The organism is Streptomyces sp. Inha503, assembly GCF_047215865.1.
In the GTDB taxonomy this organism is placed as follows: domain Bacteria; phylum Actinomycetota; class Actinomycetes; order Streptomycetales; family Streptomycetaceae; genus Streptomyces; species Streptomyces lycopersici.
In genome coordinates this window covers 9,178,859-9,196,315 of the sequence record NZ_CP178360.1, presented here as the reverse complement: position 1 = coordinate 9,196,315, position 17,457 = coordinate 9,178,859, and the positions used below count along the sequence as shown (strand labels likewise).

The 17,457-nt window shown below is 67.8% G+C and carries 12 protein-coding genes and 1 pseudogene; 6 read left to right on the top strand and 7 right to left on the bottom strand.

The genetic code is table 11. From position 1 onward, the window contains the following. Positions 1 to 14 precede the first annotated feature (14 nt). A complete protein-coding gene (locus tag ACJX2R_RS38965; protein WP_413103918.1) occupies positions 15 to 2,054 on the bottom strand; it encodes a beta-galactosidase in 2,040 nt (679 codons plus the stop codon). A 118-nt stretch (positions 2,055 to 2,172) separates the two neighbouring features. Here ACJX2R_RS38965 and ACJX2R_RS38960 point away from each other — a divergent pair, with 118 nt between their 5' ends. From ACJX2R_RS38960 to ACJX2R_RS38940, 5 genes and pseudogenes are all read left to right on the top strand, one after another. Further along, on the top strand, positions 2,173 to 2,916 hold the full coding sequence (locus ACJX2R_RS38960; protein ID WP_413106054.1) for an SDR family NAD(P)-dependent oxidoreductase: 744 nt from the start codon (positions 2,173 to 2,175) through the stop codon (positions 2,914 to 2,916). 67 nt (positions 2,917 to 2,983) lie between these two features. Continuing rightward, on the top strand, positions 2,984 to 3,730 hold the full coding sequence (locus ACJX2R_RS38955; RefSeq protein WP_413103917.1) for a FadR/GntR family transcriptional regulator: 747 nt from the start codon (positions 2,984 to 2,986) through the stop codon (positions 3,728 to 3,730). Further along, the gene (gene dgoD, locus ACJX2R_RS38950; RefSeq protein ID WP_413103916.1) at positions 3,727 to 4,872 is read left to right on the top strand and encodes a galactonate dehydratase; all 1,146 of its coding nucleotides are present in this window, start codon (positions 3,727 to 3,729) and stop codon (positions 4,870 to 4,872) included. The genes ACJX2R_RS38955 and dgoD overlap by 4 nt, the downstream gene beginning before the upstream one ends. A gap of 49 nt (positions 4,873 to 4,921) precedes the next feature. Continuing rightward, a pseudogene (locus ACJX2R_RS38945) lies at positions 4,922 to 5,089 on the top strand (aldolase); the annotation flags it as partial. A 615-nt stretch (positions 5,090 to 5,704) separates the two neighbouring features. Then, positions 5,705 to 5,833, top strand: a complete 129-nt coding sequence (locus tag ACJX2R_RS38940) for a hypothetical protein (protein WP_413103915.1) — start codon at positions 5,705 to 5,707, stop codon at positions 5,831 to 5,833. Positions 5,834 to 6,024: 191 nt separating this feature from the next. Here the strand turns inward: ACJX2R_RS38940 and ACJX2R_RS38935 are convergent, their stop codons facing one another. The 5 genes from ACJX2R_RS38935 to ACJX2R_RS38915 form a co-directional block, all read right to left on the bottom strand. Continuing rightward, on the bottom strand, positions 6,025 to 6,813 hold the full coding sequence (locus ACJX2R_RS38935; protein WP_413103914.1) for a hypothetical protein: 789 nt from the start codon (positions 6,811 to 6,813) through the stop codon (positions 6,025 to 6,027). Positions 6,814 to 7,159: 346 nt separating this feature from the next. Continuing rightward, positions 7,160 to 7,690: a hypothetical protein gene (locus ACJX2R_RS38930; RefSeq protein WP_413103913.1), complete on the bottom strand. Its 531-nt coding sequence runs from the start codon at positions 7,688 to 7,690 to the stop codon at positions 7,160 to 7,162. A 150-nt stretch (positions 7,691 to 7,840) separates the two neighbouring features. Continuing rightward, positions 7,841 to 9,886: a hypothetical protein gene (locus ACJX2R_RS38925; RefSeq protein WP_413103912.1), complete on the bottom strand. Its 2,046-nt coding sequence runs from the start codon at positions 9,884 to 9,886 to the stop codon at positions 7,841 to 7,843. Continuing rightward, positions 9,883 to 11,076, bottom strand: a complete 1,194-nt coding sequence (locus tag ACJX2R_RS38920) for a purine phosphorylase (RefSeq protein WP_413103911.1) — start codon at positions 11,074 to 11,076, stop codon at positions 9,883 to 9,885. The genes ACJX2R_RS38925 and ACJX2R_RS38920 overlap by 4 nt, the downstream gene beginning before the upstream one ends. Positions 11,077 to 11,082: 6 nt before the next feature. After that, entirely contained in the window at positions 11,083 to 11,841 is a 759-nt protein-coding gene (locus tag ACJX2R_RS38915; RefSeq protein ID WP_413103910.1) for an NUDIX hydrolase, read from the bottom strand. 1,531 nt (positions 11,842 to 13,372) lie between these two features. Here ACJX2R_RS38915 and ACJX2R_RS38910 point away from each other — a divergent pair. Continuing rightward, positions 13,373 to 14,545, top strand: a complete 1,173-nt coding sequence (locus ACJX2R_RS38910) for a hypothetical protein (RefSeq protein ID WP_413103909.1) — start codon at positions 13,373 to 13,375, stop codon at positions 14,543 to 14,545. A 491-nt stretch (positions 14,546 to 15,036) separates the two neighbouring features. Here the strand turns inward: ACJX2R_RS38910 and ACJX2R_RS38905 are convergent, their stop codons facing one another. Continuing rightward, on the bottom strand, positions 15,037 to 17,343 hold the full coding sequence (locus tag ACJX2R_RS38905) for an ATP-binding protein (RefSeq protein WP_413103908.1): 2,307 nt from the start codon (positions 17,341 to 17,343) through the stop codon (positions 15,037 to 15,039). Between the last annotated feature and the right edge of the window lie 114 nt (positions 17,344 to 17,457).

Below are 17,457 nucleotides of genomic sequence, written 5' to 3'. Positions count from 1 at the left end.
ACGGCTTTCCGGTCCTACGGCTTGCTCAGCACGGCCACTCCGGCCCCCGGCAGCGTGACGCGGTCCGAGGGGGCCGTCTCCGGGGTGAGGGCCTCGGTCATCGGCTCGTCCAGCCTGACCTCGACCTCTTCACGCCCGTGGTTGAGCAGGAAGACGAACCGTCCGCCCTCTCCCTCCCGGACGGTCGCCTGGACCTGCTCGGGAAGACCGGTGAGAACGGGGCCGGCGCCCGCGGCGCGGCCCACCTCGTCCATCAGGGCCCGCATGGCCTCCGGTGCCAGACGCGTCGCGACGTACCACGCGCTCCCCTCTCCGAAGGCGTGGCGGGTGACCGCCGGCTGCCCGGCCAGCGGCCCCGAGTCGAAGGCGGCCACCGCCCGCGCCCCCTCGGGTACGACGACCTCCGACCACAGGTTGGCGTGGCTGACCGTGCCGTCCTGGTGCCGTACGTCCACCGCCCCGTCCTCGGGCAGCGGCCAGAACTCCTCGACGCGCAGGCCCAGCACCTCGCGCAACGGCGCGGGATAGCCCCCCAGGTGCACCCGGTCGCAGTCGTCGACGATGCCGGAGAAGAACGACACCAGCAGGTGGCCGCCGCCGCGAACGCATTCCGTGAGGCGGTCGGCGTCCCGCTCGCGCAGCAGATAGAGGTTGGGCACGACGACGAGGCGGTAGCCGGACAGGTCGCGGTCGGGCGGCACCACGTCGCATGCGATACCGGCCTCGAACAGCGGCCGGTAGTGGGCGAGCGCGATCTCCATCTGGTCCAGCGCGGTGGACGGGTGCGAGTCCAGCTCCAGCGCCCACCAGCTGTTCCAGTCCATCACCAGGGCGACATCGGCGGTGCACCGCGTACCGGCGATTCCCGGCACGGAGGCGAGTTCGCGGCCCAGCTCGCTCACCTCGCGGAAGGTCCGGGTGCCGGTGCCGCCGTGCGGGAGCATCGCCGAGTGGTACTTCTCGGCGCCGCCCCTGGACTGGCGCCACTGGAAGTACAGCACCGCGTCCGCGCCCTGGGCGACCGCCTGCCAGCTCCACAGGCGCATCCGTCCCGGTGGCTTGGGCCCGTTGCGGTCGCGCCAGTTCACCGCGCCGGGCGCCTGCTCCATCAGCATCCACGGCTGCCCGTCGCGGGCGGACCGGGTGACATCGAAGATGAAACCCGCCGCGATGTGGGTGTCCGGGTCGTGTGGGTCCTGGTAGACGTCGACCGAGACGACGTCCTCCTGGGCGGCCCAGCGGAAGGCGTCGACGGGCTTGTGCACGCCGATGAAGTTGGTGGTGACGGGGACGTCCGGGGTGATCCGCCGCAGCACCTCCTTCTCCGCCAGGTAGCACTCCAACAGGGCGTTGTCGGAGAACCGGGCGAAGTCCAGTTGCTGCGCGGGGTTGGGGAAGGTCGGTGCGAGCCGTGGCGGCAGCACCTCGTCGAAGCTGTCGTAACCCTGTGACCAGAACGCCGTCGACCAGGCGTCGTTGAGCGCCCCGACGTCGCCGTACCGGTCGGACAGCCAGCGGCGGAAGTCGGCAGCCGACTCCTCGCACCAGCACATCGGGGTGTGGCAGCCGTACTCGTTGCCGATGTGCCACATCTCCAGTGCGGGGTGGTCGGCGTACCGGGTGGCCAGCCGCTCGACCAGGCGGGTGGCGTGGCTGCGGTAGACGCCGCTGGAGGGGCAGTAGTGCTGACGTCCGCCCGGCCACAGACGGCGGCCGTCGGCGGTCTCGGGGAGGATGTCCGGGTGCAGCCGGGAGAGCCACGGCGGCGGGGACGCCGTCATGGTGGCCAGGCATACGGCCACTCCCGCCCCGGCGAGGTTGTCCATGACCCGGTCGAACCAGGTGAACTCGAACTCCCCCGGCCTCGGCTCCACCTTGGCCCACGAGAAGATGCCGGCCGTGACCAGGGAGACGCCCGCCTCCTTCATCAGCGCGACGTCCTCGGCCCACACCTCCTCGGGCCACTGCTCGGGGTTGTAGTCGCCGCCGAAGGCGATCCCGGCCGGGCGCATGCGCCGCCGGGCGTCGATCGCTACCGCATCTGCCTGTCGCATGCCGGTCAGTGTTGAAGCACCATCGCCAACCCGTCAAGATTTTTGCATTATTAATTGAAAGAGCTAGGGTGATGCGGACACCGGAAGGAAAGAGCACGCGATGACGGAATGCCGCAGGATGGCGGGGCGCGTGGCAGTGATCACTGGCGCCGCACACGGTATCGGCGCGGCCACGGCCCGCAGGCTCGCGGCCGAGGGTGCGGCGGTCGTGGTCACGGACGTGGACGACGCGGCCGGAAACGCGGTCGCGGCAGGCATCACGGAAAGCGGCGGACAGGCGGAGTACGTACGCTGCGACGTGACCTCCGCCTCCGACTGGGAGGATCTGGCCCGCCACGTCGACCGGCGCCATGGGCGGCTGGACACACTGCACAGCAACGCCTTCACCCAGCTGAACAAGCCCGCACACGAACTGAGCGAGGCCGAGTGGGACGGTCAGATGGCCGTGCTGCTCAAGCCCGCCTGGCGCGGGATGAAAACCTTCGTGGACCCGCTGCGCGAGGCATCGGGGTCCGTCGTCCTCACCTCCTCCGTGCACGCGGTCATCGGCCTGCCCGGCCGCGCCGCGTACGCCGCGGCGAAGGGCGCGCTGTGCTCGCTGGCGCGGCAGCTCGCGGTCGAGTACGGGCCGCACATCCGGGTCAACACGGTGCTGCCCGGCCCCATCCTCACCGCCGCCTGGGACGAGGTCCCGGACGCCGACCGGGCCCGTAGCGTGGCGGCCACCGCGGCCAAGCGGTTCGGGCAGCCGGACGAGGTGGCCGCCGCCGTCGCCTTCCTGGCATCGGCCGACGCCTCCTATGTGACCGGCGCGGCCCTCGTGGTCGATGGAGGATGGAGCGTCATGAAGGAGTCCTCGTGAGCGTCGCCCACGAGACGGTGAGCTGTGCGCGAGGCCCACGAACAGGGCGCGAACGGAAACGGAGAACGTGGTGAACCATCCCGGTAGGGGGCTTCACAGGCAGGCCGTGGAGGAAATCGGCCGGCGCATCATCCGCGGTGACCACCCCCCGGGCTCCGTGCTGCACCCGGACAGGCTCGAAACGGAACTCGGCGTCAGCAAGACCGTGGTGCGCGAGGCGCTGCGGGTGCTGGCCTCCAAGGGCCTGATCGAATCACGGCAGAAGCGCGGCACGACCATCCGGCCCCGCGCCGACTGGAACCTGCTCGACAGCGACCTGCTGCACTGGCAGGGCAGCAGTGATCCGACCGACGCCTTCCTGGAAGACCTCGCCGAGGTCCGCGCCATCGTCGAGCCCGCGGGCGCCCGGCTCGCCGCGACCCGCCGGACCGAATCCGATCTCGCCGCCATGCGGCAGGCGCTGGACACGATGGCGGCCCCCGGGACGGACGCGGACGCGATGGTGGCGGCGGACCTGGCCTTCCACCGGGCCCTGCTGGACGCCGCGCACAACGAACTGCTGAGCCGGATGGAGGTCGTCATCGAGGCGGGGCTCGGCATACGTGACCGCATCGTGTACGGCGCCCAGCACTTCGCCGACTCCGTACCGGTCCACCGGGAACTGCTGCGAGCTGTCGAAGCGGGCGACCCGGACGCCGCCGTGGCCGCCGCCGGGTCGTTGCTCGCGCAGGCATCCGCGGACTTGGCGGCCGTGCGGGCCCGGAACGAACCCGACGAAGAGACCGCCGATGCCGTGCCGAAGGAAGACGCGTGAAGATCACAGCACTTGAGACATTCCCCGTGGCGCCGCGCTGGCTGTTCCTCCGCGTGGCCACCGACGAAGGGATCGTCGGCTGGGGCGAGCCGGTGGTCGAGGGCCGCGCGGAGACGGTACGCGCCGCGGTCCACGAACTGGCCGACTATCTCATCGGGCAGGATCCGCTGCGCATCGAGGACCACTGGCAGGTGCTCACCAAGGGCGGCTTCTACCGCGGCGGTCCGATCCTCTCCAGCGCCGTCGCGGGCATCGATCAAGCGCTGTGGGACATCGCCGGCAAGGCGTACGGCGTCCCGGTGCACCGGCTCCTCGGGGGTCCGGTGCGCGACCGGGTGCGCATGTACGCCTGGATCGGCGGAGACCGCCCGTCCGACGTGGCGGAGCTGGCCGAGGAGCAGGTGCGGGCGGGCTTCACCGCCGTGAAGATGAACGGTTCGGCCGAACTCGCCCCGATCGACACCCCGGCCCGCACCGCCGAGGTCGTCGACCGCGTCGCGGCCGTCCGCGAGGTGCTCGGTGATGAGCGGGACATCGCGGTCGACTTCCATGGCCGGGTCTCCACCGCCATGTCGCGCCGGCTGCTGCCCCTGCTCGAACCGCTGCACCCGATGTTCGTGGAAGAGCCCGTCCTGCCGGAGCACTCGGGCCAACTGCGCAGCCTGGTGGAGTCCACGAGCGTGCCGCTCGCGACCGGCGAACGCCTCTATTCCCGCTGGGACTTCCGCGAGGTACTCACCAGCGGCATCGCCGTCGCCCAGCCCGACCTTTCCCACGCGGGCGGCATCTCCGAGGTCCGCCGCATCGCGGCCATGGCCGAAATCTACGACGTGACCATGGCGCCGCACTGCCCCCTCGGCCCCCTCGCCCTGGCCGCGAGCCTCCAGATCGCCTTCGCGGTACCCAACTTCCTCATCCAGGAACAGAGCATGGGCATCCACTACAACCAGCAGAACGACCTGCTGGACTACGTGATCGACCCGGCGCCCTTCCGATTCGAGGACGGCTACGCCGTCGCCGGCTCCCTCCCCGGGCTGGGCGTCGAGATCGATGAGAAGGCGGTACGCCGCGCAGCCGAAACCGGACACCGCTGGCGCAACCCTGTATGGCGGCGCGCCGACGGATCGTTCACCGAGTGGTGACCGCCCTCAGCCCCCCCCTGATCCAGTTCATCAGGAGAGATCCCGTCCCATGAGCCTCATGGAATCGCTACGAACACACCGGCTGCTGGCGATCGTGCGCGGCAACGACCCCGGAGCGGCCCTGCGCACCGTACTCACCCTCGCGGAGGAAGGTGTCGGTGCCACCGAGGTCTCGCTGACCACCCATGACGCACTGGGAGTGATCACGCGGGAGCGTCGTACCTCGTCACTCCGGCGCTCGTCGAGGACGGGCGGCTGGCCGGGGTGTTCGTGCCCTTCCGCGACGGGTTCCTGACGGCCCGTCGGCCCCGGGGAGGCGCTGAGCCGATCCGGTGCGGCACGCTGGTCGCGGGGGAAACGTGTGCGTTCGATATCGGGCCGGGCTGGCTTGCGGCGGCCGGGGTGGGCTCGATGGTCGTCGCCTCGGCGCCGGACGGCTCGGATGCGACAAATATCGGATTCATCGAGGCACGACAATCCAAAGAATAAAAGTCCTCACCGCAAAGGGCTTGCGTTCGAGGCCGAGGACCCGGTCCCGGCCCACCAGCCCGTACTCGAAGCGGTGCGCGCAGGGAACGCGGACGCCGCCGAACACACGACGCGAGCCCTGCTCGCCCGCGCGGAGCAGGACTGAAGATCATCCGCAATGGATGCGTTCCGGGCCTCGCCGACAACGTGAAAAAGCGAGTCGTGACCGTTGAGTCACAACCCGCATCATCCGTGTACGTAAGATCGTGTCCGAGGACCGACACGCACCATACGTACACGCCGGTGTTGCGGGGAGAGCTGCTGCTGCCGTAGTCCCCCGGGTTCGAGCCGCTGGCGGCGCGCCGTGACATCGACGACACGCCGCCACCTCCTACGGCGCGGCGGGGATGAGATCGCCCAGGTCGTCCGTTCGATCAAGGACTTGGCCGCCGTGGTGCGCCAGACCAGGCCCGAGGACAGGGCCGAGATCTAGGATCTAGGGAACGTGGCCTATGGACCGCGTCGATCTCTTGCTGCTTCACCCAGTTCCGCAGCTGGGTGAAGCTCTTCCACGAGAACCTCGGGGGTCCGTGCCGACACCAGGCCCTTGCCATATCGATGGCAGCGGCTCTCGGGTGGCTCCAACCACGGGTGACGCAAGGCTGGCGCAAGCCGCCACACCGGTCAACGGCCACGGTCACGATCGGGATGGAGGCCATCGCCTTGGCGGCTGCGCGGCGGAGAGCAAGCTGCTTCCGACACGTCGTGGGACGACAGCACCCCCGGTCGACCCGGGGCCAGGGTTACGTCGAATCGAAGACATGCCGCGACGTGAGGGGAGTCGCCCAGCGGGGTGTTGGTGAACCTTTGGGTGATACTGACACTCCGCCGATGCCGTTCGACCAGAGCATGGGGGCCAACGGCGTGTGCTATCTCGCTAGACGTCAACTCTCCGCCACCGGCATCGCTGACCAACTGTTCCCGGACCTTGAAAGCCTTCCGGTAGACGGTGTCCAGTTCCCGCTCTCTGAGGTCTGGCCCCTGGCGGGGGCAAGCCTTCAGCAAGCGCGTCGCTACCGAGGCACCCAGGGCGCGCATGGGGGTGATGGTGTAGGAGTAGCAGCGAGTGACCTGTCCGCGTCCTCCCGCGATCGGGTTGCCGTCGTCATAGGGAGACGTGAAGGCGGCCACGACCTCGGCTACGGTGTCGTGGACCGTGTAGGAGTCCAGGTTTGCGGTCCGCGAGACCTGCCACAGCGTGAAGTGAACGTGGGCGGATGAGGGGAACGGTGTGTTCCCACTCTGCCGGATGGCGCGGCCGAACGCATGGGCCAGGTCGGTGGACGCCTTGATGGCCGTCTGCTTGTTGTGGTGCGCCGTCCTTTCCTGCCCGATGTACACGCTGACGATGCCGACGAGTGCGAGGACGCACACCGCACCGAGGGCCTTGGCCCACGGTGCGGTGCGTCCCATTCCGGGATCACGCCTCAAGGGCGTTGCCTCCTGCTGTCCGGGGCGTCGTTCGCCTCGCGCAGACTTCCGATCGACTGCCGCACAGCGTCAGCGTACGTGCGAGTTCCGGTCTTGTTGGGTGATAGCTCTTCCTGCTGATGCACCCGCTGTCCGTCGAGAGGCACGTGAAGTCCCCATCCCCGTTCTGCGCCTTGACGAGCTTGTTGATTCCCTCGGGAGCGGAACAGGCCCGTTTTCCGTCGTAGCTGCGGTCGGGATCGACATAGCCGATCTTCTTGTCGCCGAGCCTCCATCAACCCCGGAACGCCTCAGAAAGAATTCTCAGTCCGTAGCATCGGGCAGCATCTCACCTCTCGGCGTATTGCAGGAACAGCACACCCAGGACGACGAGTCCGGCGGCTTCCAGGATTGAGACCGCGACCAGAAGGGCGCTGTCCACGCTGTGGCACCAGAAGGTGATGAGTGCGGCAAATGGAGTGACGAGGAAGGCCACCAGATCGACAACTGTCTGTGTGGTCTTGCGCGAGATCCGTCTGTCGTCGCTGCGATGGTAGGCCTCCCAGCCGAACAGCGGTTCCTCCACGTTTGTGACCTCTGCGAGCCGGGACGCGAGTTCGGTGCGGACGTAGCGTCCGATGGCTGAGATCTTTTCGTCGTTGACCAGGTGCGTCCATCCGAGCACGAGACACACCACCGGAAGGGCCAGGATCAGCTGCGGGTAGTCCGTCTGCGCGGCGACGGCCGCGACGGCGGTCACGGCCGCGAGCGTCACGTACAGCAGGTTGTCCCGAAAGCCGATACGTGCACGCTGCTCGTCCTTGATCTGTGCGTACTCGGCAAGGAGTAGGGCGCTGGTGCTCCGTTCTCTTTCCGTCATGACTGGCTGTCACCCTCGTTTTCGCGACACCTTGGCAGGGGGTGGCTCGGTGGTACCCGTACTCGGCCCGTGGTGCCTGGACCTTCAGGGAGCTGCCGTGCTCTCGGCAGCTCCCTGGCCGGTCGGCCTCCGGATCCGGTCCGGAAGGACTCAGTCGGTGCTGTCCGCGGGCAATGGACTGTCGGCGTTGTTCCGCTCGATCCATGCCTTCCCGTCGGCGGCGATGCCTTCCAGGAGGCGGAACGTATGGGCGAAGCCGGCCGCGTCGAGGTTGATCTGCGAGAGGTCCCGGGCGTTCTCGTACGGTTCGAGCTGGTGGCTGTCGGCGTCCTTGATCCGGATGGTTCTGGCCGGGCCGTTGGAGAGGAGTAGCGCCATCTCGTAGCCGATGCGGTCGTTCTCGGTGACCTGCACGGAGGAGAACGCGTTGAAGCGGTAGTTGGTGCGTTGTTCGCCCGGACGAGTGGCGCGGGCGAAGTCGACTTCGGTGCTGATCTCGCGGATACCGTTCCGTGTGGCCAGGAACAGCCGGAGGGTGTATCGGGAGTAGCGCCAGGGGCCGCCTCGGCGCCGCGCTCGTCGGTAGGGGCGTGCCGGTGTCGTCAGGATCGTGTGGGCGATGATGTCGTACCAGGTGAGCTGGTGGTGACGGAGCACATCGGCGGTGAACAGGACCTTGTCGTGGCTGAGCCACGCCTCCATCTCGGCGTCGGAGGGCCGGATGGCCTCCAGGTACTCCTTCCAGCGCTGGAACTCCTCCTCACGCGCGTACATCCGCAGGTGGTACTCCTGCGTCTCCTCGGCGAACCGCTGTTCCTCGCTGCGTATGTGCAGCCACACCGACGCTGCCCGGCGCCCGCTCCCGATGGCGCCGATGAACACGGCGAAGGTCAGGAGGCCGTGGAGCGCACTCGCCGAACCTGTCGCGGCGGTGACGGTGACGACCAGGGATGTGACGCCCAAGACGGCGAGGGCGAGCACGCAGGCGAGTTTCGTCGTCACCGGAGTCCGGTACTGCTGCCGGTGGGCGAACAGCATGCCGTTGTCATGGCGGTCCTTGGCGTCCCGGGCCAGATAGCGGATCAGCCAGTTGACCCGGTCGACGCTGATTCTGCTCTCCCGGTAGAGGAACGCGACCTCGGCGGCCAGAACGGCGCGGATGCCAGCGGTGTGGGCGAGCCACTCGGGTCGGTCGCACCCATGCGGCACGTACGTGCCGAAGTAGTGCTCGAAGGACGTGCGGACGCGGCTGGTGAACCCGTCCGCCGCGGGGGCCCCGCCGCCCGCGGACGCGAGGGAAGGGACGTCCGGGGAGTGGGCCGGATCCGGTACCTGTTCCTGATTCGACGCCTGGCCCAGCTCCTGCTCCTTGGCTTGCAGCCGGTGCTTGTTGTGCCACCATCGCTGGCCGAACCGGGCGGCGAGGAATCCGGTGCCGAGCGCGATCAGCAGCTCGACGATCGCGGTCAGCGGCTCCGCGATCACTGCCGAGATCCCGAGGAACCCCACGGCGACGACGAACAGACCGGCCCAGGCCACCAGGCGAGGGCGGTGACGGAAGGCGGTGCTCTCCTCGGGAGGCCGCGTCCGTGCCCCGATGGGATCCGGCTCGAAGTAGTACCGGACCCGCCGGGAACGGTCATCACGGAACTGCCCGACCTTGGCGAGCTCGCAGATCTCGGCCCACAGGGTGGCTTTTGTCCGGCTGGTGAGCACGAGGTCGAGGTGGTGGACGATCAGGTCACGCTGGGGCGGTGCCAGATCCCTCAGCCGCTTCAGCACGGCGGCGGTCTCACTGTCAGCTTTGCCGGGCAGTGCCAGCAGATCGAAGACGACCTGCAAACCGGGTTTCCAGTCCTTGTCCTCGGCGTAGCCCTGCATGACGTCCCGCGTCCGGTCCAGCTGACGGCGCTCCTCGGCACTGAGGTCGTGGTGGGCGCGTTTGCTGAGCATGGCGAGCGCCCAGTGGAAACGGATCTGCGGGCCGTCGTGGTCGTGGGTGATCGCGTCCCAGATCAGTTCCCGCGCCCGGCCGGGTAAGCCTTCTTCCAGACAACGGACCCCGACCTCGTACTTCTTCTGGGGCGAAGCTTCCGGCGGGACGATGTTGAAGGTGGAGTCGAGTATGATCGATGCCTGGGCGCCGACGAAGGAATCGTGCGCCTCGTTGTGCGTGGAGGGAAAGCCCTCGCTCATGCCGGGTCACCCGCCGCCGCGATCAGGGCCTCGAGACCGGCGGTCAGTTCCGGGTGGCCGATGAGCAGGCCGCGTAATTTCCTGAGCGCCATAACTGCTTTCTTCGGAGGCGCCGGGGCGTTCGCGGCGCACTTCTCCACTGTGCTCCTCGCGATGCTCAGTTCGCCCTGTGCCTCATGGTGAATGTCCGCGTCGAGGGTCCCGTCGGCGTGGTGTCGTGTCAGGTCTTCACGGAAGCGGTCCAGCTCCGCGACCAGTACCGTCGGGGTGGACGCCTGCGGGGTCGCCCCGCCGACGTGGACGGTGCTGCCGGTGACCTCTCCGGCCATGATTCCCACCGTGCTGGAAAAGGCCGTGTTGACGACGCTTCCGCCGCCCCTGCCAGTTCTGTCTTTCTGGGCCATGACGATCCGCTCCTCTTCCTCTGCTTCCACTGCCAGTTCTGCTTCCTTGATCAGTTCCGCAGCCAGCCGTACCGCGAAAGCCGCCGCGTTCGCCGCGGCGCGCGGTTGCCGCTCGCGGTCCTCCGCGCCGTTCTTCGTGCCGTCCGCCCGGTCACTGATGCCACGGACGACGCCGACCGGCAGGCCGCTGAGATGACCGGCCTGTGCCACGCCGGCGGCTTCCATGTCGATCGCGAACGCGTCGTTGTAGTGCTGCCGGAGCCATGCGGCCTCGGCGGAGTTCCGCGAGTTCTGCAGGACCTCACCGGCGGCTATCGGGCCGAAGTGCACCCGCGGCACTTCCCCGTTCTCCGGTGCGTGGTCGGCCCGGTCCGTCATCCGGGCCAGATGCTGGCCGAGCTGGATGAGGGGGTGCGGCGCCTCCCACACCCGGGGCCGCGCCTTGAGCCCGTCGTCCTCGCTGGTCGCGCCGTGGTAGGCGTACACATAGGTGGCCATCACCACGTCGCCCAGCGCGATCGAGCTCCGCATGCGCCCGGCGACACCGACGAACAGCACGGCTGCCGGAGAGAAGTGCTCGATCGCGCGCTCCGCCAGCACCGCGGCCGAATGGTTCCCCTTGCTCGTCAGACCGAGTGCCACACGGCACGACGTGCCCGGCACGGTCCCGACCTCGAACCGCGTGCCGCTCTTGTGTACGGTCACCTGCGGATCGGCCAGTTCCCGGTGCACGGCCTCGTATTCGAGATTGAGGGCGGTGAGAATCACCACCAGGTCATTTGGCATCTCTTCTCATTCCTTCGCGTCTTGCTCTGTTTGTTCTTCCACCTGCTGTTCCGCCAGTGCCGGCACGGGCCGGACCAGCGGAGGTGAGAGCACTGTGGTCGGTCCCGCGCGGAACAGGCGTGCGGGGCGCCCCACCGTGGTCCTGCGTCCCGTCCCGGCCGGAACAATGAACCCGTCCACGGCCTGGATCTTCCGGTAGAAATTCCGGGTGTCGAGGGTGACGCCCCACACCGCCTCGTACACCTGCCGCAACTCGGCAATGGTGAAAAGGTCCCCACAGAACGCCGTGGCCAGTGCGGAGAACTCGAGTTTCGTACGGGCACGTTCAACTCCGTCCGCCACTATCCGATCGTGGTCGAAAGCAAGCTTCACCTGTCCGGAAAGGACCGTATCCGCCGGAATCCATGAGGCATTCGCGGCATCCGTTCCCGCGACCGGCTCAGGAAGGCGCGGTGCGATCGCCAGATGCGCAACCGAGACGACCCGTCCACGCGGATCACGCCCTGGATCCCCATAGGTGGCCAACTGCTCCAGATGAAACTGCCGGGCATCAACTGCGGTCTCCTCGCCCAGCTCGCGGCGAGCGGCCTCCGGGATCGCCTCACCGGCGTGGTTGAGGAAACCGCCGGGCAGTGCCTGCATGCCCACGAAGGGTTCCTTGCCCCGCTCCACGAGCAGGACACACAACCGCCCCTCACGCAACGTCAGGATTACAAGGTCAACTGTGAGCAGAACGGACGGCGGCGCCCAGGAATCATCACGCATGGTGCCGACCGTATCGGATTACTGTCACATTGACAATATTCTTCCTCGACCTGCCCTCTGTGGCAGATCACCTCCACGACCCGGACGAGCAAGAACCGGGACTGCAAGACGTTCGGCTCCGCGTCCCGTCATCGGCGGTAACCAAGGGTGACAAGCATCGTCGGCGTGGTGTGCGAGATGTCAACGAGCTTGTGAACGTGGTGAGTTGTCGGTACTGGTCATCGAGGGTGTGACGGACGAGGGGGATCTGATCCCGGGGACAGTGCGGGCCCGGGATGGTCTCCGGTGCCGTGCCCAGCGTGCGGGGCGCCGACAGGGTGGTGCGCGGGTTCCACGGGCGGGTAGTGGCGGACGGGCCGGTGGACGGACGGCGGGTCGTCGTATCGGCGCGGGTCCGGCGCCTGTTCTGCCAGGTGCTCGGCCGCTCGCGGCAGACGTTCCGCGAGCAGGTTCCCGGCGTCGTGGACCACTACCAGTGCCGTACCAGCCGCCGGGCCGACCAGCTCGGCATCGTGGCCAAGGAGTTAGCAGGCCAGGTCGGCGCCCGCCTCTCCCGCGTGCCGGCCTTCACGATCTCCCGCCCAAACCGCCCTGCGCATGCTCATGCGCAGGGCGATACCGTCGCAACGCGTCCCGCGCGTGCTCGGCCATTGACGACTTCACCGGGCACCGTGCAAGAACAAGGTCCGCAAGCCGCCTTCGGCGGCCGCGCTCGCGGAAGCCGAGCGTCTGCGCGGGCAGACCGCGGCCGGCGATCCCGCCGAGCGGGTCGTGCGAACGGCGGCTGTACCTGAGGTTGCGAGGGCCTGCCACCCAGCGTGATCCAGATATCCGGAAAGGATTGACCGCCTGGTCGGGCGCCGTGATTCCGCACCGTGTTCCAGGCACCCTTCCTCGGTTACAGATACGGGCGGGTCAGGCGATTGAGCTGATCAATAGGCGCCGAAAGTGGGCGGGGCGATCGGCCCGGCCCAGACAGGACCAACCACAGGTTGGAGCCCTCGGCGGGGCGTCTGCCAGATGGGAACGGTCGCGGGCGGAGGTCACCGGGGTCACGAGGCACCGTCGAGTCTCTGTCGTACCTATGAAAGGGCTTGGCCGTTGGCCTTTGGGCGAGTCTTGGGCAGGTATGGCTGGCCGTCCACGGGGCGCACAGCGGCATGCCATATCGGCAGCAAGGTTTCCGCAAGCCCCTGCAAGCAATCTGGCGGGCAGGTGCGGTAACCCTCCCCCGAGAGGTAGTCGACACTCAGGGGGATGTCGTGTTTGCAATGCGGAGGCGCTCAATGCCTGCATCGGGCGGCCAAAGCCAGTGGATGTCTACGCGGGGGTGCGGGGGCGCGTTGGCTCTCCCGTCTGCGGCGGTGCGTGTGCACCGCCTGGTGGACGTGATGTCCCCTCTATCCGGGGACATCACGTCCACCCATGGTATGGGCGGTGGTCTGTGATGTCAGGGGCTTTGTGGCTGAATGGCCCTGTTGGCTTAGGGGCGCACAGCCGAGTGCTTCGTACGGGGTGCCGAACCGTTCTGGTGGTCGTGCCGTTTATGGTTGCCGGTATTCGGCTGATGGATGTTCTCGCGCTGTTGGGAGCGGATCACCGCGTGTGTGTGATGTTCACCGTCGCGCCCGCGTCTAATGGCGCGGTGTGCCATGGCGCGGAAGAGTTCGTGCGGGCGCAGGGGGGCTTTCTTCTGCCGTGGCAGCAGGCCGTTCAGTGTGAGTTCGATCTGGTGCTGGCCGCCAGTGAGGCCGCAGTGGAGCAGCTGCACGGGAAGGTGATGCTGCTGCCGCATGGAGCCGGTGTGATGCCGTCCCGGCTGCGTGCGCGTAGTGCCGGTTCGCAGGCGTTTCCGACGCACAGTCTGGATCGCGGAACACTGATGCATCGTGGACGGCTGCTGCCGACCGCGCTGTCACTCACCCATGACGATGAGCTCGCGGTGCTGCGTGAGTCGTGTCCTGAGGCGGTACCGGTGGCGGTAGTGACGGGTGACGTGTGTTTCGACCGGTTGGCGGCAAGTGTGCCGCTGCGGGAACACTATCGGCGGGCGTTGGACGTGCGTGCGGGCCAGAGGCTGGTGGTGGTGACGTCGACTTGGCAGCCGGAGTCTGCCTGGGGAAGTCATCCGGATCTGCTGGACCGGCTGCTGGGCGAGTTGCCGCCGGAGAAGTATCGGGTGGCGGCGGTTTTGCATCCCAACATCTGGGGGGTTCACGGAGCCTGGCAGGTGCGGGCTTGGTTGGTGGACTGTCTGCGTGCGGGTTTGTTGTTGTTACCGCCGCAGGAGGGGTGGCGGGCCGCATTGGTTGCCGCTGATGTGGTCATTGGGGATCACGGGTCGGTGACCAGTTACGGGGCGGCGATCGGTGCTCCGGTGGTGCTGGCGCCTCCAGTGCAGGAGTGTTTTCTACGCCTGGGTAGTCTGGCGGAGACGGTGGGCCGCAATGCTGTTCGACTACAGCTGGACAGCCCGCTTCCAGGACAGCTGCGTGCGGCCATGCAGAGGCGATCCCGGATCCATCAGAGGTATGTAGCCGGGATGATCACCTCCCGGCCGGGGCAGGCCGCACAGATCCTGCGGCGCACGATGTACCGGTTGCTGGATCTGCCCGAGCCGGACCGGACGCTCACCGTCACTCCGGTACCGCTGCCCACTCCCATAGGAAGCGGTGAGCGCACCGACCTTACGGAGGGGGCATGAATGACATGCAATGCCAACACGCGCTCATCGCTCATCTGATGGTCCACCATGCCGCTAGAGGCTTGGAGATCAACCGCTGCAAGCAGCACAGCCGGGGTGACGCGGGTGTCAGTGTGTGGGTCTGGAGCGCAGGTAAGGAGGCGTGGCATGAGTGCCTGTGCATGGTCGCTGACCGGTTTCTGGTGGCCGCCGAAGGAGCTGCGCCGCGGTGGAGGCAGATTGCCGATGTGGTGACCGGCTTCCCCCGGGCGACGGCCGGTTGCGCTGTCGCGGTGGCCGAGGCCCAGTTGGCCGACGCTCCCGGATGCGCTCTTGTCACGGTGCCGGCGCACGGGTTCGGGACGGTGTTCCGCACCCACGCGGAACGGGTTCTCGTCCACCACGAGCCCGAGCGGGTTCCGGTGTGCGGGGTGTGCGTGCATCCCTGGCTGGCTGCCGGGCACCGGCTCGCTCAGCTCGTCGAACCTCTCCGGTTCGCTGTCCGGGCTCCGTCACGGGGGTGAATGGTCAGAGCCGTCGTCGAGCTGTGCTTGGACCCTGTTGAGCGCGTGGTCGATGCGGTCCAGATTCGGCACACCGGCCTCCAGGTAGAAGGCCCGTGATTGTCTGAGACGGTCGCGGGCGGTCACCAGGTCCTGCAGCTCTTCGGCGGCTTCACCCCACACCATCAGGGCTTGAGCCCGGTACTGGCTAGAGCCGGATTCGGCGAGAGTTGACCAGGCTTCCTGTGCCATCGCAACCGCCTTCCTGGGGCGGCCGGCGCGGGTGAGTGCGTCCGCGAGCCAGACCGTGGTCATTGCTTTGACAAGGTTGTCAGACAGCGATGCGGCCAGGTTACGGCCCTGGGTGAGTTGGTCGATCGCTTCCTCGATCCTCCCTGCGGCGCACAGGGCCTGGCCGAGTCTGCGCCGGCCAAGGGCTTCTGACCGTACCCGGCCGGCCCTGTGGTCGAGTGCGATCGCTTGTTGCTGTGCCTCGATAGCCTCGCCGAAGCGGCCCTGGGAACGGTATGCCATCCCTACCAGCCCGAGGGCTTCTGCTTGAGCCAGTTCGTGTCCGGCTTCGCACGCCGCCGTGAGCGAGGCGAAGCCCTGCTGGAGAGCCTCCTCGGCCCGGCTGAGGTTATGGAAGGCGAAACCCAGGTGATGATGCATGCGGGATCGGGCAGCGTGATCGGCACAGCGGGTCGTGGCATCGATGCCGAGTTGGTAGGCGGCCATCCAGTCCGGGAAGTGCTTGCGGTGGAGGAACATCGACCACATGGCCTCGGCCAATTGCCATACCAGGGTGTCGCATCCGTGCTCATAGCCGGCTCGCATCACCGCCATCAGATTCGGCAGCTCTCTCTCCAGCGACTCGAGCGCCTCGTGGCGCGTCGCGAAGGCAGGCGGCCTGTCCTGGGGCGGATGGGCCGGACCCAGGTGCCAGTCCAATGGCGTGATGATCCGGTCGGCGGCTGCGGTGAAGGAGAGGTAGAACTCCAGGAGCCGATGGATGACCTCGCTGCGGTCGCTGCTGCTGTCTTCGGCCTCGGCGCGTTGCCGGGCGTGCAGGCGGATCAGATCGTGGAAGCGGTACCGGTCGTCTTCGCCGGTCTCCAGGATGCTCGCGTCGACGAGGCCTTCCACCAGCGTGGCGGTGTCGTCGACCGGCAAGTGCACCGCTGCGGCGGCCGCTTCGAGGGAGATGTCCGGGCCCGGGTGAAGGCCCAACAGCCTGTAGACACGGGCTGCGTTTGGTGGCAGCCCGTCGTAGGAGAGGTCGAAGACGCTCATGACGGTTGCCTCCTCCACCGACAGTGCCTTTAGCCTCCGCTGTTCGTCCGACAGCTCTCGTACGACTCGGGCGATGGGCCATTCAGGGCGCATCACCAGGCGGGCTCCTGCGATGGATAACGCGATGGGCAGTCCTGCGCATAAGTACACCAGGCCCGCTGCCGCTTCCGCTTCCGCTGCGACCCGTTGTTCCCCGACGGTTCGCTTCAGCAGCTCTCTGCCTGCTTTCCCACGCATAGGGGTCAGGGGGAGATAGGTGGCGCCGTCCATGGTCAGGCCGCCCAGACGCCACCGGCTGGTCACCACCACCGTGCTCGACGGTGTGGACGGCAGCAAGGCTCTCACCTGGGCGGCGGAGACAGCGTTGTCCATCAGGATGGCGATGCGCTGGCCGGCGGTGGTGGAGCGGAACAGGCCGGCAGCCTGGTCGGCTTCGGCTGGTATCTGTTCCCCTGGGATGCCCATGGCTCGCAGAAATCCCCCCAGGACCGAGCCGGTCAGCACCGGTTCCCCGGAGGAGTCTGCTGCCAGGTCGGCGTACAGCTGGCCGTCGGGATACTGGTCCGCCACCTCGTGCAGCCAGCGCAACGCGAGGGCCGTCTTCCCCACTCCGCCCGGGCCGCAGATTACCGCCAGTGCCGGTGCTCCCGTCTTCTGCCGGGAGCTGGCGATGCCGTGCAAGGTGCTCAGTTCCTCACGACGGTTGGTGAAGTGTGCAGGAACGGATCGCAGTTGGCGGGGCACCACTTGCGCGGGACGGGAGGCGGCATGGCCAGTGTGGTGGAAGTGCACGCCTCCGTGGATCGCGCCGGTCTGGAGGGTCGGGCCGTGCAAGTGGGCGGATCCGCCGATGCTGTTGTGCGTCTCCCTCGATGGTGATTGGTGATGTTGCAGCCAGATCTCCAAGTCGGCTTGCCACGCGGGGTCGGTGGTCGCGTACCGAGCCAGAGAGCTCGCCAGCCGCAAGAGCGCGCTGAGGGGGGCTTCGGCGCGGGAGGCTTCCTCCCACTGCCGGACGAGCATCCCGCGAGGATCGGACCGTGCGCGCAAGAGGGTATGCAGGGCTTGTCCGGCTGGTGAACCGTGCAGAGGCCTGCTGGAAATCATGGCCGATAACAGTTCCGCGGCGAACTCTGT